18 protein-coding genes are annotated in these 18,912 nt (G+C 39.6%); 8 read left to right on the top strand and 10 right to left on the bottom strand.

The window, feature by feature from the left end:
* Positions 1-21: 21 nt before the first annotated feature.
* The 3 genes from IGI44_RS04120 to tyrS form a co-directional block, all read right to left on the bottom strand.
* Positions 22-909 (bottom strand): deoxyribonuclease IV, encoded by an 888-nt coding sequence (locus IGI44_RS04120; RefSeq protein ID WP_438786551.1) that lies wholly within the window; start codon positions 907-909, stop codon positions 22-24.
* A 21-nt stretch (positions 910-930) separates the two neighbouring features.
* Positions 931-1,836 carry an AEC family transporter gene (locus tag IGI44_RS04115; RefSeq protein WP_438786550.1) on the bottom strand — a complete coding sequence of 302 codons (906 nt, stop codon included), beginning with the start codon at positions 1,834-1,836 and terminating at the stop codon, positions 931-933.
* A 94-nt stretch (positions 1,837-1,930) separates the two neighbouring features.
* A complete protein-coding gene (tyrS, locus tag IGI44_RS04110) occupies positions 1,931-3,193 on the bottom strand; it encodes a tyrosine--tRNA ligase (protein WP_438786549.1) in 1,263 nt (420 codons plus the stop codon).
* 331 nt (positions 3,194-3,524) lie between these two features.
* On the opposite strand from tyrS, the gene IGI44_RS04105 reads away from it, so the two are divergent.
* The 4 genes from IGI44_RS04105 to IGI44_RS04090 all read left to right on the top strand — a co-directional run bounded on the left by IGI44_RS04105 (position 3,525) and on the right by IGI44_RS04090 (position 7,615).
* A complete protein-coding gene (locus IGI44_RS04105; protein ID WP_438786548.1) occupies positions 3,525-5,903 on the top strand; it encodes a transglycosylase domain-containing protein in 2,379 nt (792 codons plus the stop codon).
* A 116-nt stretch (positions 5,904-6,019) separates the two neighbouring features.
* A complete protein-coding gene (locus tag IGI44_RS04100) occupies positions 6,020-6,241 on the top strand; it encodes a DUF2829 domain-containing protein (protein ID WP_438786547.1) in 222 nt (73 codons plus the stop codon).
* A complete protein-coding gene (locus IGI44_RS04095; RefSeq protein WP_438786546.1) occupies positions 6,238-6,990 on the top strand; it encodes a 3-oxoacyl-ACP reductase in 753 nt (250 codons plus the stop codon). The genes IGI44_RS04100 and IGI44_RS04095 overlap by 4 nt, the downstream gene beginning before the upstream one ends.
* A gap of 118 nt (positions 6,991-7,108) precedes the next feature.
* Positions 7,109-7,615: a QueT transporter family protein gene (locus tag IGI44_RS04090; protein WP_438786545.1), complete on the top strand. Its 507-nt coding sequence runs from the start codon at positions 7,109-7,111 to the stop codon at positions 7,613-7,615.
* Positions 7,616-7,772: 157 nt separating this feature from the next.
* On the opposite strand, the gene treC is transcribed toward IGI44_RS04090, so the two are convergent.
* Positions 7,773-9,395, bottom strand: coding sequence for an alpha,alpha-phosphotrehalase (gene treC / locus IGI44_RS04085; protein ID WP_438786544.1), 1,623 nt, complete (start codon positions 9,393-9,395; stop codon positions 7,773-7,775).
* 12 nt (positions 9,396-9,407) lie between these two features.
* Positions 9,408-11,354, bottom strand: coding sequence for a PTS system trehalose-specific EIIBC component (gene treP, locus IGI44_RS04080; RefSeq protein ID WP_438786543.1), 1,947 nt, complete (start codon positions 11,352-11,354; stop codon positions 9,408-9,410).
* 355 nt (positions 11,355-11,709) lie between these two features.
* Here treP and treR point away from each other — a divergent pair, with 355 nt between their 5' ends.
* Entirely contained in the window at positions 11,710-12,432 is a 723-nt protein-coding gene (gene treR / locus IGI44_RS04075) for a trehalose operon repressor (RefSeq protein ID WP_438786542.1), read from the top strand.
* Between the two features lie 48 nt (positions 12,433-12,480).
* Here treR and ccpA read toward each other — a convergent pair whose 3' ends face one another.
* Complete coding sequence (ccpA, locus tag IGI44_RS04070; protein ID WP_438786541.1) at positions 12,481-13,485, bottom strand: catabolite control protein A; 1,005 nt, start codon at positions 13,483-13,485, stop codon at positions 12,481-12,483.
* A 195-nt stretch (positions 13,486-13,680) separates the two neighbouring features.
* On the opposite strand from ccpA, the gene IGI44_RS04065 reads away from it, so the two are divergent.
* Positions 13,681-14,781, top strand: a complete 1,101-nt coding sequence (locus IGI44_RS04065; RefSeq protein WP_438786540.1) for a M24 family metallopeptidase — start codon at positions 13,681-13,683, stop codon at positions 14,779-14,781.
* A 54-nt stretch (positions 14,782-14,835) separates the two neighbouring features.
* Here the strand turns inward: IGI44_RS04065 and IGI44_RS04060 are convergent, their stop codons facing one another.
* Positions 14,836-15,318, bottom strand: a complete 483-nt coding sequence (locus IGI44_RS04060; protein ID WP_438786539.1) for a helix-turn-helix transcriptional regulator — start codon at positions 15,316-15,318, stop codon at positions 14,836-14,838.
* A 222-nt stretch (positions 15,319-15,540) separates the two neighbouring features.
* On the opposite strand from IGI44_RS04060, the gene IGI44_RS04055 reads away from it, so the two are divergent.
* Positions 15,541-16,236: a transposase gene (locus IGI44_RS04055; protein WP_438786461.1), complete on the top strand. Its 696-nt coding sequence runs from the start codon at positions 15,541-15,543 to the stop codon at positions 16,234-16,236.
* Complete coding sequence (locus tag IGI44_RS04050) at positions 16,236-17,108, top strand: IS3 family transposase (RefSeq protein ID WP_438786459.1); 873 nt, start codon at positions 16,236-16,238, stop codon at positions 17,106-17,108. The genes IGI44_RS04055 and IGI44_RS04050 overlap by 1 nt, the downstream gene beginning before the upstream one ends.
* Before the next feature lie 91 nt (positions 17,109-17,199).
* On the opposite strand, the gene IGI44_RS04045 is transcribed toward IGI44_RS04050, so the two are convergent.
* The 3 genes from IGI44_RS04045 to IGI44_RS04035 all read right to left on the bottom strand — a co-directional run bounded on the left by IGI44_RS04045 (position 17,200) and on the right by IGI44_RS04035 (position 18,883).
* A complete protein-coding gene (locus IGI44_RS04045; protein WP_438786538.1) occupies positions 17,200-17,766 on the bottom strand; it encodes a YtxH domain-containing protein in 567 nt (188 codons plus the stop codon).
* 2 nt (positions 17,767-17,768) lie between these two features.
* Positions 17,769-18,206, bottom strand: coding sequence for a DUF948 domain-containing protein (locus IGI44_RS04040; RefSeq protein ID WP_438786537.1), 438 nt, complete (start codon positions 18,204-18,206; stop codon positions 17,769-17,771).
* Positions 18,207-18,322: 116 nt separating this feature from the next.
* On the bottom strand, positions 18,323-18,883 hold the full coding sequence (locus tag IGI44_RS04035) for a TetR/AcrR family transcriptional regulator (RefSeq protein ID WP_438786536.1): 561 nt from the start codon (positions 18,881-18,883) through the stop codon (positions 18,323-18,325).
* Between the last annotated feature and the right edge of the window lie 29 nt (positions 18,884-18,912).

Raw genomic sequence — 18,912 nt, 5'->3', positions numbered from 1 at the left:
GCAGGTGCTTTCTTTATTTTATTACGCTTGAATTTTTTTCAATAAATCTGGATCAAACTGTTGCGATTTCAGCATCGCAATCTCAAAACCATAAGGTGGTTTTTGGTTCTTTTTGTCTTCCCCCACATAAGGCGTCTCCAAGATTTTGGGTAACTCTTTCAATTTCTCATGATGGACAATCGCATTTAAGCTATCAAAGCCAATCGTACCAAACCCGATATTCGCATGGCGATCTTTATGAGAACTCATCGGATTTTTTGAATCGTTCACGTGAACCACTTTTAAGCGATCCAAACCAATCACACGATCAAACTCGTCTAATACGCCGTCAAAATCCTCTTTAACATTGTATCCTGCATCATTTGTATGGCAGGTATCGAAAGTCACTGAAAGCTTCTCATTCAATGTGACACCATCAATAATGTAAGCCAACTCTTCAAAGGTTTTCCCTAATTCGGTACCCTTACCAGCCATTGTCTCTAAAGCAATTTGTGCCCGCTGCTCTTTAGTTAGTACTTCATTTAACCCTTTGATGATTTGGTCTAACCCAGCTTTTTCACCAGCGCCGACGTGTGCTCCTGGGTGTAAAGTAATCTGCATAGCGCCTAATGCTTCCGCCCGCATAATCTCATCACGTAAAAATTGAACCGCAAATGGAAACATTTCAGGCTTTTTGGTATTGCCTAAGTTAATGATATATGGTGCATGCATAACGATATTCGACAGACCATGCTCTTCCATGAATGTCTCACCAGCTGGAATATTCATCTCCTCTACTGGCTTACGACGAGTATTTTGCGGGGCTCCACTATAGATCATAAATGTCGATGATTTATAGCTAGCAGCTTCTTGTGCCGCACCTAATAGCATTTCTTTACCTTTCATACTTACATGAGAACCAATTAACATAAAAACCTCCAGATTTTTTATTTATAAAAATAACAATAAACTTGTCATCAACGGCAGGCTGATCAAGAAACTGAGTGAAGAGGTGAACCCTACCACTTCAGCACGCATTCCTGCAGCTACACTATTGATTACATTAAAAGTCGGAATCGGTCCGACTGAAACAAGACATAAAACGATTTTGATCATTGCCGGAAGTGGTAATAACATAAAAAGAGCCGTCAGCAATAAACCCACTCCATACTTGATTGCTAACACGCGACATACTAACGCCAAGTCTTTTTTCGGTAAACGTAGTTCTAAAAACAAGCCTATCATAAACATGGACAAAAAGGTATTTGCATTCGCGATCGGTTGAGCGATTTGAAAAATGGCTTCTGGTAGATTAATTTTTACCATACGCAAGACCAGCATAATCAAATAGCAAAGAAATGGCACGGATCGGAACAAACGCGAAAAAACTTTTTTGGCACTTGGTCGATCTTCAGCATTGCCATTTAGGCCTTCGATCACTACATTTGAACCACCTGCCAACATAATGCTGTTCCCGATATCAAAAAAAGACAAAATCGGAATCGCCAGCGGCATAAAGCTCTGTACAAAAGGAATCGCAAAATTCCCGATATTATAGCCAGAAACACTGTACATCAAAAATTCTTGTTCTACCTGTTCCTGTTTTTTCGATAAAGAATGGCCGATCACGATCATTACCAAATTCAACACTAACCCGGCGATAATCAATAATAACAATTGATTTCTTACTTCCAACGACTGTAAGTTCACAATGATCGCCGCTGGTAGTGTGACATTAACCACGATTTTTGAGATCATCGAGCCATCGGCCTTCATGAATAAGTTCAATCGTTTCGTCAAATAGCCTATCAAGATAATAACAAATAATCCTAACGAGTTTAATAAAACTGCTCCCACATGCTCACCTCATCCAACATCTAAAACGCTTTCCCATCACTAAATAGAAAGAGGATTGCTCCTAAAATCGGCACAATCCTTTTCTTAATTACCATTAAAATTGTAAAACAAAATATTTTTTCTTTCCACGACGAACAACAATGTATTCATTCGCTAATTTATCTTGATCACTTAATGTGTAGGCTACATCCTGCACTCGATCACCATTGATATAGATCGCACCATTATTGATATCTTCACGTGCTTGGCGTTTAGACGCTTCAATGCCTGCTGTTATCAGGATCTCAACTAAATTCAAGTCATCAACTGCTTGAACTTGATAGCTTGGTACATTTTTGAAGCCTTGTTTGATTTCATCAGCGTTCAAGTTTTTAACATTACCGCTGAATAACGCTTCAGAAATGTGCACCGCTTGATTATACGCTTCTTCACCATGAACCAAAACAGTCACTTCTTTAGCCAATGCTTTTTGAGCCGCCCGTTGTTCTGGCGCTGCGGTAAATTCTTTTTCGATCGCATCAATTTCTTCCAAACTCAAGAAGGTAAAGTATTTCAAGAATTTGACAGCATCGCGGTCATCTGTATTGATCCAGAATTGGTAAAATTCGTATGGAGAAGTTTTCTCTGCATCTAACCAAACTGCATTACCTTCTGTTTTACCAAATTTTGTTCCGTCTGCTTTTGTAATCAAAGGCATTGTCATACCAAATGCTTGCTTGCCTTCTTCGCGACGGATTAATTCAATCCCAGAAGTAATATTGCCCCATTGATCACTGCCCCCTAATTGCAGTAAGCAACCATAGCGTTTATTCAATTCGTAAAAGTCGTAGGCCTGTAGTAACTGGTAAGCGAACTCTGTGTATGAAATTCCAGATTCGATCCGGCGTTTGACGCTTTCTTTACTCATCATGTAATTGATTGTAAAGTTCTTACCAACATCACGTAAAAAGTCGATCAACTTTAATTCGCCTAACCATTCATAATTATTAGCGACTATTGCTGGATTTTCCTTGTTTTCAAAGTCAATAATCCCTGAAAGCTGATTTTTGATACTTTGTGACCAGTTTTGAACGGTATCTAACGTATTCAATTGACGTTCTGCATCTTTAAATGAAGGATCACCGATCATTCCGGTCCCGCCACCAACTAAAGCAATCGGCACGTGTCCGTTTTGTTGGAAACGACGCAACGTTAAAATCGGTAATAAATGACCAATGTGCAGACTGTCAGCTGTTGGATCAAAGCCGATATATAGTTTAACAGACTCTTCGTTTAATTGTTTTTCTAGGGCTGCTTCATCTGTTACTTGAAAAATTATTCCACGGGCTTTTAGTTCTTGAAAAAAGTCTGAATGCATGTTTTTTTCCTCCTAATTATTTTTGATGCGCTAACTAGACGTTAGGCATGTACTCATTACGCATATCATTTCTAAATGATTTATACTTTCCCATATTAACCGAAAAAACAAGGAAATAAAAGCCATTCATCAGATTTCTTAGAAGTTCTAGATCAAGAAAATGAGCCTCTAGTAAAAAGAAAGCCGAACAATATAATAATGTTTGTTTTGTTTTACTTAACAATTAGTTGAAGTTTTGATTACAAACATTGCATCCACTTGTTAATAGAAGTAAAACTTTGCTATAATTCAACAGATAATTAAAATGATAGAATCTAATGAGGTGGACTTTTTGGCTCACAAGCAAAAAATAAATAAGCAACCGAAAAAGAGCAGCAAAAGCAAGTCAAGAGCGAGTCTTGGGGGCCCTTTTGCACTGAACGTCTCTTTGCGAGTAATCAAGTCGTTATTGCTTGGTTTAGTCGTTGTGCTCTTTTTAGGTGGCATGCTCGTCGTCGGGATCGGTGCTGGGTATTTCGCCCATCTTGTGGAAGGGACGCCGACACCAACAAAATCAGAAATGAAGCAAAAAGTCGGCGATATCGCGGAGTCGTCTAAATTACTTTATGCCGATGACCGTGAATTAGCAACAATCCAGGCAGACCCGATTCGCGAAAAAATTAATTCTGACGAAATTTCTCCTTGGGTGAAAAAAGCCTTGGTTGCTACTGAGGATGAGAACTTCTATGAACACCATGGGGTTGTTCCAAAAGCTGTCGTGCGTGCTCTGCTAGGAGAAGTTGTAGGCTTCGGTGCTGGATCAGGTGGTTCCACACTAACGCAGCAGTTGATCAAACAACAAGTTTTAACCAATGAAACATCTTTCAAACGAAAAGCCAATGAAATTGTTTTAGCATTAGATTTGGAAAAATATTTGAGTAAAGACGAGATATTGACGGCTTATTTAAATGTTTCCCCATTTGGTCGGAATAACAAAGGTCAAAATATTGCGGGTGTTGAAGAAGCGGCGATTGGTATTTTCGGCGTACATGCGAAAGATTTGAACTTGCCGCAATCTGCCTTTATCGCAGGGTTGCCGCAAAGTCCGATCGTATACAGTCCTTACACGAACACCGGCGATCTGAAGCAGGATTATTCTTATGGAATGAATCGAAAAGACGATGTGTTATTCAATATGTATCGAGAGCAGACGATTTCCAAAAAAGAATATGAAGACGCTAAAAAATATGATCTCGCTAAAGATTTCCAAGCACGGCAAGATGTGGAGGTTCAACAACACGGCTTCTTATATTACACTGTTTACAATGAAGCTATCAGTATCGTAGCGAAGCAACAAGCCAAAGAAGATGATGTTAGCGATGCTGATTATAATAAAGAAGAAGTCCGCAATCGTTATGTCGAACAAGCCAAAGTCAAAATGCAAAATCAAGGATTAGTGGTTAAATCTACCATTGATAAAAATATCTATGATGCCATGCAACTCGGAGTGGCTGAGTATGGTCAATATTTAGATGACGGCTCTGGCGCCACTGTGGAGCCCGGTACCGTCATGATGGATAACAGTACCGGAAGAATTTATGGTTTTGTTGGTAGTCGCGATTACAATACGAATCAAAACAATCACGCCTTCGATACTGCTCGACAAGCCGGTTCTTCAATCAAGCCTGTCTTGGTTTACGGTCCTGCAATCGACCAAGGATTGTTGGGGAGTGCTTCCCGTATCGCGGACTATCCAATGAAGTATCAACATGGAAAAAGTGCAGGTAAAGAACTTAAAAATGCTGAAAATGATGGCTCCAAAACTTTTCAAACTACTCGTCAAGCACTTGTTCAATCGACAAATATTACTGCCTACCATGTTTATCAGGACCTTCTGGCGAACAAAGGCGCCGATCAATTTGCCTATGACAACTACTTGAAGAAAATGAATTATCCAACTTCAGACAACTGGGGAGTTGAATCCGCACCATTGGGAACAACCGAGGTTTCTACTCTAACCGAAGTCAATGGCTTCCAAACCTTAGCCAATGACGGAGTTTATCAACAGGGCTACTTGATTGAGTCGATTACTGATAGTACTGGTAAAGAGATTTATAAACACAAAAATGAGCCTGTACAGGTTTATTCAAAAGCGACCGCATCAATTATGAATGACTTGATGCGCAGCGTCATCACTGAACAACATACTACCCCATTCAAATCAATTTTAAGTGGTGTCAACTATCCGTTGAGTACTGCGGACTGGGTCGGAAAAACCGGTACAACTGATAATTATGCCGATAACTGGCTAATCGTTTCCACCCCGACTATCACACTAGGAACATGGACTGGCCGAGATGATAACAAACCAATGAACGATGGCGCGGGAAATCGGACAGCGACTTATATGGCTTATCTTGCGGGTCGAATCTATCAAGTAAATCCAACGATTTTCGGCGAAGATAAGAAATTTGAATTATCCGACGAGGTGAAACAAATTAAAGTTTCTGAGTTTACTGGATTGAAACCAGGTAAAGTTAGTCATAATGGGACAAATTATCAAGTTCCTGGTGGAGAAACAACTTCACTTTGGGCAAAAGACGGTCCTTCAGATAATTCCTACGAATTTGGTATCGGCGGAAATGACGATGATTACAAGTCCTACTGGAATAGTCGTAACAAAGTCAACGCTAAGAACAAAGATGACGATGAAACAAAAACAGACGATTAGTTCTTCAGACCTCTCTTTTTCTGAGAGGTCTTTTTCTATCTTCTAAGGTTCTTGTGACCCTACTGACTTTTTGGTATTCTACCAAAAGAAAGAATTTTTGAACGGAGGAAACGGAAATGACATTTGAAGAGATATTACCTGAACTGAAAAAAGGCGCAAAGATTATTCGTGAAGGCTGGGGCGGCTTCGAATTATATGTAACACTTGTAGAGGACGAGATTTTTGATGGTTCGCCAGTGACCCCTTTCTTTTTGATCAAGACAGCAGATGAAGGCTTCTCAAGTTTTGCACCAACTGTTTGTGATATCTTGGCTGAAGATTGGAAAATCGTCGAATGACAAACTTCAATTTCACTGATAAAACTGTTTTTGTTACTGGAGCAGCTTCAGGCATTGGAGCAGCGCAAGCGCAAGCTTTTTTAGTGGCAGGTGCTACTGTCTTTGCTTTTGACCAGCAGGAGCTGGCTCTGCCGAACATGCGAAAGCATTTCCCCGAACAGTTTGCCTTCCAGATTGGGGATGTTCGAAATAAGCAGAATTTGCAGATGGGACTTCAAAACTGTCATGATACTTTTGGAAAAGTCGATATCTTGCTTAATACTGCCGGAGTGTTGGATGACTATTTGACCTTGTCAGAAACAGAAGATGATTTATGGGAAAAAATAATGGACACCAATCTGAAAAGTATGTTTACTATGACAAAATTAGTATTGCCTGAATTATTGGAGAATCAAGGAACAATAATCAATATGGCCTCGATTGCCGGATTGGTCGCTGGCGGGGGCGGCATTGCTTATACTACCAGTAAGCATGCCATCGTTGGTTTCACAAAGCAGCTTGCTTTAGACTACGCAGCGAAGGGACTTCACGTCAATGCCATTGCACCTGGAGCGATCAACACGCCAATGAACCAAGCAGATTTCGCTGGAGAGGGGCAGATGGCAAAATGGGTAGCTGAGGAAACACCGGTCAAACGTTGGGCGACACCTGAAGAAGTAGCCTATGCCACGCTGTTCTTAGCCAGTGATGAAGCACGTTATCTGCAAGGAACTATTTTACCGATTGACGGCGGCTGGCTTTTAAAATAGCTTGCATTTTTTCTAAAATCCTCTAAGATGAATGGTAGCGATAAATTCGCACTGCGGCACTTCAATCCTTTGGTCGCAGTTATTAACGAGACGCTGTCTTGTAAAGGAGAATGATAAAATGCATCTTGAAAAAAGTACAGCTCAACGCTGGACAACCACTGACACGGCCAAAATGGCTGTTGTGACAGGATTGTATGTCACTGTCACCATTGTTTTATCAGTTATAAGCTTTGGTGCGATCCAATTTCGTTTGGCGGAAATGTTCAATTTTTTACCCCTGTTTAACAAACGGTATACGATCGCAGTAACCTTAGGAGTGGCGATTGCCAATTTGGCTTCCCCACTTGGAATTGTTGATGTGCTCTTTGGCAGTATTTCTACGTTGATCGTTTTACTGATCTGTCGAACGGTAACAAAAAAAATGACCAGTCTTAAGAAGAAAATGGCGATCACTACGTTGCTTTTCGCTTTTTCCATGTTTACGGTGGCAGGTCAATTAACCTTCTTTTACCAAGCACCGTTTTTCTTCAATTGGTTGATTATCGGAATAGGCGAATTGCTTTCAATGTCTTTAGGCGGTATATTGATTTATTTAGTAAATAAACGAATTGATTTGACGAAATAAAACGCGTGGGCTAAAAGCTCACGCGTTTTTTTAACTATTCGAAAAGTATAAATCGCTTTACAATAGGTATCTCTACGTCCAGCTACACAAACGCACTTTTCTACGCAAACAGGCTCTATCTGAGTTTCAAAAGCTGAGCGAGTTTGCGAGGCCTTTCTTAGTAATAGATGGCGATTGTTTGATACGGCTTCAATCTGAGTTCCTGCTCAAATGATTTTGTCTCATAATTGTCGATTAATACTTCACCTGACAAACATTCTTTTGGCAGCTTGATTGTTGTTTCTTGTGAAAAGAAGTTATTAAGAACCAGTAGTGAATGCCCTTCTAGTCGGCGAACAAAGCCATAAATTTGTGGATGCTCTGGTAGAAACGCTTCATAGCTTCCTTCAGCGATCACTGGGTATTCTTTTCTCAATTTGATCAATTGTTGATAATACGTAAAGATTGATCCCTCTTGCAGTTCTTTTGCTACATTGATCTCATCAGCAGATTTTCCTAGTCCCAACCAGGGCGCCGATTGTGAAAAACCACTGTATTCCCCACTATCCCATTGCATCGGAGTACGAGAATTGTCACGAGACTTCGCCTTAACGACCTTAAAAGCTTCTTGTTCTGATTTCCCTGCGTCTAATAGCTCTTGATAGGCATTTAAACTTTCAACGTCAACATAGTCTTCCATTTTATCAAAATCCGGATCAAGCATCCCAATCTCTTCGCCCATATATATATAAGGCGTTCCACGATTTAGATGGATTGAACTGGCTAACATCTTCGATCCTACCACTCGATAGTTATCCACATCAATGAAACGATTTAGCGCTCGCGGTTGATCATGATTATTCCAGAAAAGTGCATTCCAGCCACTTCCCTCACTCATCTGCGTTCCCCAAGTATGAAACAATTCTTTTAATTTCTCAAAATCAAACGGCATCAATGTCCATTTTTTTCCGTCTTTATAATCCACTTTTAGATGATGAAAATTGAAGGTCATATTTAATTCTTCACGTTTAGGATTCGTGTATAAGATGCAATCCTCTATTGTCGTAAAGCTCATTTCGCCGACTGTAACAATTTCAGCATCCTTCCCGTAGGTTGCTTGATTCATCATCCGAATAAACTCATGAGCAATTGGTTTATCCGTATAGGCTGGTTTTCCATCATTCTCAGGACAATTTTTCAAAACCTCATCTTTACCAATCACATTGATTACATCGAAGCGGAATCCTTTGATCCCCTTATCCATCCAAAAGCGCAAAACGTTAAACAATTCTTCACGGACTTCTGGATTTCGCCAATTTAAATCTGCTTGAGTAATATCATATAAATGTAAATAATATTTCCCAGTATCCCCAAATGATGCCCAAGCATTCCCGCCAAATTTAGACACCCAATCAGTTGGTTCCTCTCTCAAAATAAAGTAGTCTTGATATTTCTTATCTCCGGCTAAAGCCTTTTGGAACCACTCATGTTCAGTCGAGACATGATTGAAAACCATATCCAGCATAATTTCGATACCGTATTTTTTTGCTGTTGCCATCAAGCTATCAAAATCATTCATCGTGCCAAACATTGGATTGATTGACGTATAATCTGCCACATCATAGCCATTGTCCTTTTGCGGACTTGGATAGATTGGACTCAACCAAACCATATCCACGCCTAATCGCTTTAAGTATGGCAATTTCTGTTCGATTCCTGGCAGATCCCCCACACCGTCCTGATTGGTATCCAAAAATGATTTAGGATAAATCTGATAAATTACCTTCTCTTTAAAACTCATATTGTCCCCCACCTATAATTCTGTTGCAAGTAAGATTTTTTCATTGTTCGTAACAGAAGCCTCTTCCATCAAAGGGTCTACTTGAAAATCCGTTGAGTTCGTGACGATAATCGGCGTTTGCACTTCAAATCCTTCTGCTTTGATTGCATCCACATCAAATTCCATCAAGAGCTGACCCTTTTTAACACTGTCACCTTGTTCCACATGGCTAGTAAAATATTTGCCATCTAATTGCACTGTATCAATTCCAATATGGATCAATACCTCAGTACCTTCCGTGCTAACTAATCCAATCGCATGTTTTGTTGGAAATAACAAACTGATTTGACCATCAAACGGCGCATACAACTTTCCTTCACTTGGATCAATCACAACACCTTGTCCCATCATGCCTTCCGAAAAAACTGGATCTTTAGCGCTGCTTAATGGATGCAGCATACCTGCAATTGGTGCAAATAATTCAACCACTGTTCCTGGCTTTTTCGGTGTCTCGCTGCCTAAAGTGGGCACATTGCCTTCTTCAATGCGATCAAGTTTATTAAATAATCCAATTCGGCGGAAAGTCAAAGTCAATAAGAATGGCACCGCGATTGCAATTACCATCCCAATGGCAAAAATCAAATAGTCTTGCGGACGAATGGCTAAAATCCCTGGTAATCCACCGACACCAATCGATAAGGCACGAACTTTGAATAATGTAATGAACAGTCCTGCAGCACCACTTCCGATCATCGCTGCGATAAACGGATAAGTATATTTTAAGTTAATCCCAAACATGGCTGGTTCAGTAACTCCTAACCAAGCAGAGATAACCGATGGAATGGATACTTGTTCTTCTTTTTTGTTGCCGCGATGTGCAAATACGACTGCCAAAACAGCGGCTCCTTGAGCGATATTTGATAAACAAATCATCGGCCATAAATTTGTAGAGCCAAAGTCGGCAATCAGCTGCGAATCAATCGCAAGTGTCGTATGATGCAAGCCGGTTATAACTAAAGGCGAATATAGCGCTCCAAAGATCCCGCCAAACAACCAGCTGAAGCTAGAGGTCAGTCCTGCATTTACGACAGCAGAGATAGCCGTCCCGATTTTCCAGCCGATTGGACCTAAAATAATATGTGCAGCTAAAATCGTTGGAATCAAAGAGAAAAATGGCACGAAAATCATTGAGACTGCTTCTGGTATGTGTTTCCGGAAGAATCGTTCTAGATAAACCAGTAAGAAACCTGCCAACATCGCTGGAATAACCTGCGCTTGGTAACCAATCTTATCGACCGTGAAAAAGCCGAAATCCCATGTCCAATTTTTTGCGATCTCAGCAGCCGTCGTTCCGTTCACTGCATAAGCATTTAATAATTGTGGAGAAACCAATGTAATCCCCAATACAATTCCAAGAATTTCTGTTGCTCCCATCTTACGAGCAATACTCCAGGTAATTCCTACCGGTAAGAAATGGAAGATCGCTTCGCCTGGTAACCATAAGAAACCATTTACGCCACTCCAAAAGGTCGAAGCTTCAACAATCGTTTGACCATTGAGCCAGCCCATTGGTACAGCTTCCAAAATGTTACGAAATCCTAAAATTAAACCGCCGACAATAATTGCTGGTAACAATGGTGTAAAAATTTCTGCTAAAACAGTAATGGCGCGTTGAATTGGATTTTGATTTTGTTTGGCTGCTGATTTGGCTGCCTCTTTTGATACTCCTTCAATTCCAGAAACGTCCGCAAACTCGTTATAAAATACGGCCACATCATTTCCAATGATTACTTGAAATTGACCGGCATTGGTAAACATCCCTTTTACACTAGGAATATCTTCAATTTTAGCTTCATTTGCCTTTTTTGGATCATTTAAGACAAACCGCATCCGTGTGGCACAATGAGTGACTGCTGAAATATTCTCTTTACCGCCAATAGCTGCCAGCAGGTCCTTTGTATCCTTCTCATATTTTCCCATCTTTTTTCCCTCCGAATAATTTTAACTTGTATGGATAAGTTCAGCTGATGGCTTAACTATAAAAGGTTTTTTCATTTTTGTAAATCGCTTACATTCTGCTCTTAAGTTGTTTTATTAGAGTTCTCTCATTAAAATAAAGGATAACAGGTTTTATAAACTAAATATTGGTATTGTAACTACCAACAGGTTTGCAAGTTAACCAACAAGTTTACCCAAAAATAAAAATTTACTCATTTTTATTTTCAACGCCCTCTCGAAAGCGTTTTACTTTCTTCAATTTTGTTCGTATAATAAATATACCTATACGGACAAGTTAAAAAATCACAATAAACGGAGTTATATAGAGGAGGATTCGATGAAAAATTATGAAGTGATCTACCAAGCGATTGAACGTGGTATTTTAAAAGGAGTTTATGAAGCGGGCTCTTACCTCCCTAGTGAAAACAAGCTTCGACAAACCTACCATGTTTCTCGTGACACCATTCGTAAAGCGTTATCGCTTTTAATGGCGAATGGCTATATCCAAAAAATCCAAGGTAAAGGCTCGCTTGTTTTAAAACGTGAACAGCTACGATTTCCAGTTTCTGGTTTGACTAGCTATAAAGAATTGCAAAACTCTTATGGCTATGCAAGCAGCACTGAGGTTATCAGCTTGAAAAAAATTATAATTGATGAAAAAGTTGCACAAGTAACTGGTTTCGAAACGGGAGCTGTTTGTTGGGAATTGATCCGTACGCGCGCCATCGATCAAAAGAAAGTAATCCTCGACAAAGACATTCTGCTAACGACTATCGTGCCCGAGCTAGATACCGAAATTGCAAAGGATTCGATCTATCGTTATTTTGAAACCCAGCTTGGTTTAAATATTTCTTTTGCCGAAAAAGAGATTACGATCGATGCACTAACGGATGAAGACCGTGAACTGCTAGATCTCAATCAACATGACATCAATATCGTATCGGTAAAAAGTCGTGTCTTTACCAGTGATGCTCGCCAATTTCAATATACTGAGAGCCGGCACCAAGTAGACAAGTTCCGCTTTTTTGACTTTGCTCGACGCCATCCTTCGACGATGTAAGACGTTTACAAAAAAATGACTGCGCCCAACCGGCACAGTCATTTTTTATTATTCTTTTGTTGAACCTTTTTCATAAATGCCATGTGGCAATTCGATCGTTTTTTGTTCGATCTCTTCTTTGTTCATCATTTTTGTTAACAAGCGCATTGCAACAGCACCGATATCGTACAACGGTTGTGTCACACTTGTTAAACGCGGACGAGCTACTTCAGTAAGTAATGAATCGTTGCTTGTAATGATCTCAAAGTCTTCTGGAACTTTCACGCCTTTGTCAATTAAGCCATCTAGTAACCCAATCGCTAATTCATCGTCTGTTACATAAGCAGCTGTTGCTCCACTATTCAAAATGCGGTCAGTTAATGCCAAGCCTTCCTTGAAGTTGTAAGGCGCTTCAAAAATTAATCCTTCATTATAATCCAACCCATTTTCAGCCAATGATTCTTTGTATCCGCCCATACGAGCTTGCCCATTGATCGCATCGATCAAGGCTCCACTGATGAATGCAATTTTCTTATTGCCATGTTTCGCTAATAAGTCAATTGATTCTTTAGTCGCCGCTTTATAGTCGATGTTTACACTGCCGACTTGTTCATCTGGGTCGATTGAACCAGCTAAAACGATTGGTGTTTTTGAACGTGAGAATTCCGCACGAATTTCATCAGTAATACGATGACCCATGAAGATTACTCCGTCTACTTGTTTCGCTAATAAGTTATTCAACACATTGACTTCTTTTTGTGCTTCGCCGTCTGAATTCGCTAAAATAATATTGTATTTGTACATTGTTGCGATATCGTCAATCCCACGAGCCAATGATGCAAAAAACATGTTGCTGACATCAGGAATGATTACGCCCACTGTCGTTGTCTTTTTACTTGCTAAACCTCGTGCGACAGCGTTTGGACGATAATCTAGACGTTCAATAACTTCTAACACCTTTTTACGTGTTGTTGGTTTCACATTGGGGTTGCCGTTGACCACACGAGAAACGGTTGCCATTGAAACATTTGCTTCGCGGGCAACATCATAAATCGTAATTGTTTGCTTTTCCATGGATATGCTCCTTTAAAATTGTTTTCAGAAAATATCATTTACATTTCTAAAAGATAATAGCACGTTGTTTCATGGATTGCAACCGTTTTACACATTTTTTCTTAATTCTTTGTAAGCGTTTTATAAGAATCGTTTTTCAATAAAATTTATTAGTGTTACAATAATATTAACGCTGAGAGAAAGAAGGATGTTTTAATGAACCAAGAAAAAGTTTCAGAATTACGCAAATGGATGCAAAAAAACAATGTCGAGCTAGCATATGTCTCCGACGCCAGCCATATTGGCTACTTCTCAGGCTTTGATAGCAATCCGATGGAACGTGTATTAGCGTTATTCATTCCACTTGAAAAAGAACCCTTTTTATTTGCACCTGGTCTAGAGGTAGAAGATGCCAAGGCCAGCAGTTTTGAGTATGATGTCGTCGGCTATTTAGACAGTCAAGACCCATTTTCAATCATCGTGGAGGAGATCAAAAAACGTTACGGGTCGCCTAAAAAAATCGCGTTAGAAAAGAATCAATTGGTTTTAGATCGCTATCTTCGTTTGAGCGAAGCCTTTCCAGCTGCTGATTTTTCCGCTGATTTGACTCCGTTAGTTCAAGAATTGCAATTATATAAGACAGAAGAAGAATGCCAGCACTTAATAGAAGCTGGTTCAACTGCAGATCTCGCTTTTGAAATTGGCTTCAGACACGTGAAACCAGGCGTTACTGAAGAAGAAATCGTGGCAGAGATCGAATATGAATTGAAGAAAAAAGGCATCAAACAAATGTCCTTCCCTACTGAAGTACTAGCTGGTCCAAATGCTGCTAGTCCGCATGGTACCCCAGGAAAAAATACGTGTAAAGAAAACGAATTAGTCTTGTTTGATTTAGGGACGATCGTTAACGGCTACTGTAGCGATGCCACAAGAACTGTTGCCTGTGGAAAACCAACTGATCATCAAAAAGACATCTATAATATCGTCTTGGAAGCTCAATTAAGCGCTCAAGAAGCGGTAAAACCTGGGATCACTTGTGGTGAGTTAGATAAAATCGCACGTGACGTGATTGAAAGCCATGGTTATGGAGAATACTTTAACCACCGTTTAGGCCACGGAATTGGTACAACCATTCATGAATTCCCGCAAATCGTAGGAGGAAATGATTTGGTGGTTAAAGAAGGCATGTGCTTCTCTCTTGAACCAGGCATCTACCTACCAGATGATGTCGGTGTTCGAATTGAAGACTGCATTTATGTGACAAAAGACGGATGCATTCCATTTACGAAAACTTCCAAAGAGTTAATTATCTTGTAAACTAAAAAGACGAGTGGATCATCGTTCTATCTTGAACGCTGGTCCACTCATTTTTTAGTTACCATCCGCTACTGCATGGTCCCCCAGAAAGTAATAGCTCGTAATCCAATATGCTACTAAGATCAAGCCTAAAAACAAATAGAATACATTATCCTTAAGTGAATGCAGATACCATAATATAAAGGATAAAAGCACTGGTACGATAGCAAAACAAATCCAAGGCTGCTTCCAGTATCGGTGCATCATCACCCAAAAAAAGCGTAAGGGGAAAAATACGATCCCAAATAAAACCATACCGACAAACCACTGAATTTTTTTCACAACATGTTCCTCCTCGGTTTCTTTTGAAGAAGACTCCTTCACTAATTGAACAGCCAGTATTTTTTCCAAACTTTTCTTTGAAAGCGTATCGGGCTCACTCTTTCCTAGTTCCCATTTTGAAATCGTTTGTCTAGTAACATAAAGCTGGTCGGCCAATTGTTGTTGCGTCATCTTCAATTCTTCTCTTTTTGAGCGAATCATTTTCCCAGTTTTCAATTTTCGCTACACCCCCATTATTCTCTGATCTGAATTGAGAATACAGCAATGATAGGCGTTGCGCACGCAACAATTTGTAATTTAGAAGATTTCAGCATCCTTTTTCTTTACATTTTTATTATTCCCAAAAAAATAGCCCTCAAAACTGAGGACTGATATGCTCCCTATAAAGTAGACAAGGAAAAACAAAAATTCCAAATCTACTTTATAGGGAGTTTTTGTATGTCTAAGAGAAGTCTTTATTCTCCAGAAGAAAAGTATTATGTCATTTCAGAGGTAATAGATGACCGTCGTAGTATGAACAGTATCGCTAAGAAACATTCCCTTTCATGGAAAACTATAAATGATTGGATTCGCAAATATAAGGATGGTGGTCTAGAAGGGCTGAAAGAATCAAACACATGGAAACGATATGATCAGGCACTGAAACAAGCCGCTGTTTTGGCTGTCATTAATAAGAAGATGTCCGTTTTAGAAGCCACAATGTTCTTTCAAATTTCTTCGACTTCTGTGTTAAGAAACTGGATTTCACGTTATACTACTGGGGAACCGACAAAATCTACCAGTAAAGGCTGTGTACCCAAAACCATGAAAAAAGGACGTAAAACCACCTATCAAGAGCGTATCGAGATCGCTCAATATACAATCGCTAACGAGCTGAATTACACGCAAGCGATTGAAAAATATGATGTTTCATACCAACAAGTCTATTCTTGGGTAAAAAAATACCAACAACACGGAGAAGAAGCACTAAAAGATAACCGTGGACGAAACAGATCAAGCGAGTTCTTAACCGAAGAAGAACGGCTGAAATTACGAGTAAAAGAACTAGAAGCACGAAACAGGCATTTAGAAATGGAGAATGACTTCGCAAAAAAGTTACAAGAGATTCAGCGGCGAAACCGACCCTCACATTAGTGAGAAACGTTGAACTCTACCAAGCCATTTCTGAATTGCATGAAGAAAAGCATTATTCAATCACGCAACTCTGTCGATTAGCTGGGGTCGCACGCTCCTCTTACTATAAATGGTTAAAGTGGAAACCCTCCAAGAAAGAACTTGAGAATCGAAAACTAGCCAAAGAAATTAAAAAGAAATACGACAGTAAGAAAGGCGCGATCGGCTATCGACAAATTCGAATGCAACTCAACATAAAACTTAAGAAGCGCTATTCTCGGAAACGTTATTACCGTTTAATGAAAGCACTTGGGATCAAAGCAGTGATCAAGAAAAAGCGTCCGACCTATGTAAAAGCAACAGAAGCACACGTCGCAGAAAATGTATTAAACCGGAAGTTTACCGCTGAGAAGCCCAATCAAAAATGGTGTACGGATATTACTGAATTGAGATACGGTAACGGTCGAAAGGCGTATTTGAGTGCCATCATCGATCTTTATGATCACTCGATCGTTTCTTGGGAGCTCGATCATTCCAATAATAACCTCCTTGTCATGACTACTGTTAAAAAAGCCATGCGCAAGAATCCTGGCGTCAAACCGCTGCTTCATAGTGATCGTGGGTTTCAATATACCTCTTATGACTATAAAGCACTCGAAACGAACTATAGGTTCACCAAAAGCATGTCCCGAGTTGGTCGCTGTCTGGATAATCAACCGATCGAACACTTTTGGGGCACATTTAAAGAAGAGAAATTTTATCAAGAAAGCTATCAAAATTTTGATGAACTAAAGAAATCTGTTAGTAGTTATATGCGTTACTACAATAACTATCGCTATTCCGAAGCGTTGAACGAGCTTTCGCCAAACGAGTTTAGAAAGCAAGCCGCATAAAAAAACAGGAATCGAAGGACTCGATTCCTGAATAGCATTATTTTTGTTTTTTAGCTGTCTACTTGACAGGGTGCATTTCAGACTACCTTTTTTATTCTGGATTATTTTTTTCGACTTCTTCTTTTAATTCTTCTTTGACCTCTTCGAAAGCTGGTTTTTCCTTCGCCAGATCTTTCGCTTGGTCCGCTAGATCATCGGCTCCTGCAGAAACAGTTTCTTTTGCCGCTTCTTTTGTTTCTTTCGCATCAATCACAATATCTTCCGAAGCATCTTCTGCTACATCTTTCGCATCATTAGCCGCTTTACGGAAACGATCAGATAAATCAGAACTTTGACGTTTCAAATCTTCTAAAGTATCTGAAGTAATATCGTCCATGTCATCCACAGAATCACTTACTTTATTCTTTACGTTTGCAGCTAAATCACTCGCTTGGTCGCCTAAATCAGAAGCACGATCTTTTACGATTGAGCCCATTTCACTAGTTTTTGATACAAAGCCATCTGTATAATCGGATGCTACATCTAGCCATTCATCTGTTTTCTTTGCTAAATCTTCACGTAATTCTTTTCCTGATTTGGGTGCCAATAGCAATGCTACCACTGCTGCAGCCGTCCCACCAATCAAGGCTCCTGCAAAAAATCTTCCACGTTTAGTCATGCTTATCCCTCCGTTTTCGTTGTTGTCTTACGATCTCTAAAGAATCTCATTGTTGAGGCGCCCACTTTTCCGGCGACGCTAACCTTTGCTGCATTTTTTCCGACACCGCCCACTTTTCCGGCCAGATTTCGACTAGTCGTGTTTAAATCAGAAACACTCTGACTCAAATCAGCTACCGCTGTAAACAGTGGATCAATTGTTTCCACTTTTCCATTAATATCATTCAGCAAATGATTCCCTTTAACTAACAAGCCTTCCACTTGCTGCATGAGTAAATCAACATCTTTTGTAAGAACATCAATCGTTGTATTCGCCTCTGTCACAGTCGTCTCAACTTTTTCCACTGTTTTGGAAACCTGACTCAAGACACGTACTAAAAAGATGACCAATACAACAAATGCGAGTGCCGCAATAATTGCCGCAATACCGCCTAAACTCATTCAATCGCTCCTCTCATTTTTTACTCATTATGCTAACTTAAATTATACCATTCCTAAGGAAATTAATGAAAGGGAAAGAATTTTATGATTTCTAATAAAAAAATACCCCAATTAAATTATTGAGATACCTTGGTAAAATTATGCAGAATACCATTGTAGATAATTTCTAAGTCACTGACCAGATCTGCTTCATCAAAACTGGTTTCCAAAAGACGATCTGAATACCCGCGAAAATAATTTGTTACTACACGTTCAACTTGAATAACTTCATGGTCACTCAGGTCACACGTTAAGAAAATACGCTCAAACGCAGCTCTTAGAAAACTAGAAATATGTTTTTCATAAGAATCTATGTACTCCTTTTCGTAAAAAACTATATAAAAAGCAGTATGCTTATTAGCATAGGTGGTCCAAGTTTTGCCTAATTCTATGAAAGCACAGCGTTCCGCCCTACCTAACAAAGAATCTATTAACTGCTCACGAAATTCCTCCATCGCCCGTCTAACCACGGACTGTCGTAATTCTGTGACGCTTCCTGTATGCGTATACAACGATGGTGATTTAACATCCAATCGCTCAGCAATTTTATTAAGTCTTAACCCGTGGATACCAGACTCATGAACCAAATCCATTGCACATTTTATGACGATTTCTCTATTTAATCGGGAAGTTTTCATTCATTCTCCTTTTTCATTTAGTTATTTCA

The sequence above is a fragment of the Enterococcus sp. DIV0756 genome, assembly GCF_051710745.1.
Classification (GTDB): Bacteria; Bacillota; Bacilli; order Lactobacillales; family Enterococcaceae; genus Enterococcus_A.
Note: the sequence above shows the minus strand (reverse complement) of the source record. Positions and strands in the feature narration are given on the sequence as shown.

Bases quoted from the DNA above. Each gene is read 5' to 3' on its own strand.
- tyrS (WP_438786549.1), bottom strand. From the start codon at position 3,193: ATGCATTCAGACTTTTTTCAAGAACTAAAAGCCCGTGGAATAATTTTT.
- IGI44_RS04045 (WP_438786538.1), bottom strand. From the start codon at position 17,766: ATGACTAAACGTGGAAGATTTTTTGCAGGAGCCTTGATTGGTGGGACG.
- IGI44_RS04090 (WP_438786545.1), top strand. From the start codon at position 7,109: ATGCATCTTGAAAAAAGTACAGCTCAACGCTGGACAACCACTGACACG.
- IGI44_RS04065 (WP_438786540.1), top strand. From the start codon at position 13,681: ATGAACCAAGAAAAAGTTTCAGAATTACGCAAATGGATGCAAAAAAAC.
- IGI44_RS04100 (WP_438786547.1), top strand. From the start codon at position 6,020: ATGACATTTGAAGAGATATTACCTGAACTGAAAAAAGGCGCAAAGATT.
- treP (WP_438786543.1), bottom strand. From the start codon at position 11,354: ATGGGAAAATATGAGAAGGATACAAAGGACCTGCTGGCAGCTATTGGC.
- IGI44_RS04040 (WP_438786537.1), bottom strand. From the start codon at position 18,206: ATGAGTTTAGGCGGTATTGCGGCAATTATTGCGGCACTCGCATTTGTT.
- ccpA (WP_438786541.1), bottom strand. From the start codon at position 13,485: ATGGAAAAGCAAACAATTACGATTTATGATGTTGCCCGCGAAGCAAAT.
- treC (WP_438786544.1), bottom strand. From the start codon at position 9,395: ATGAGTTTTAAAGAGAAGGTAATTTATCAGATTTATCCTAAATCATTT.
- IGI44_RS04035 (WP_438786536.1), bottom strand. From the start codon at position 18,883: ATGAAAACTTCCCGATTAAATAGAGAAATCGTCATAAAATGTGCAATG.
- IGI44_RS04095 (WP_438786546.1), top strand. From the start codon at position 6,238: ATGACAAACTTCAATTTCACTGATAAAACTGTTTTTGTTACTGGAGCA.
- treR (WP_438786542.1), top strand. From the start codon at position 11,710: ATGAAAAATTATGAAGTGATCTACCAAGCGATTGAACGTGGTATTTTA.
- IGI44_RS04055 (WP_438786461.1), top strand. From the start codon at position 15,541: ATGTCTAAGAGAAGTCTTTATTCTCCAGAAGAAAAGTATTATGTCATT.
- IGI44_RS04120 (WP_438786551.1), bottom strand. From the start codon at position 909: ATGTTAATTGGTTCTCATGTAAGTATGAAAGGTAAAGAAATGCTATTA.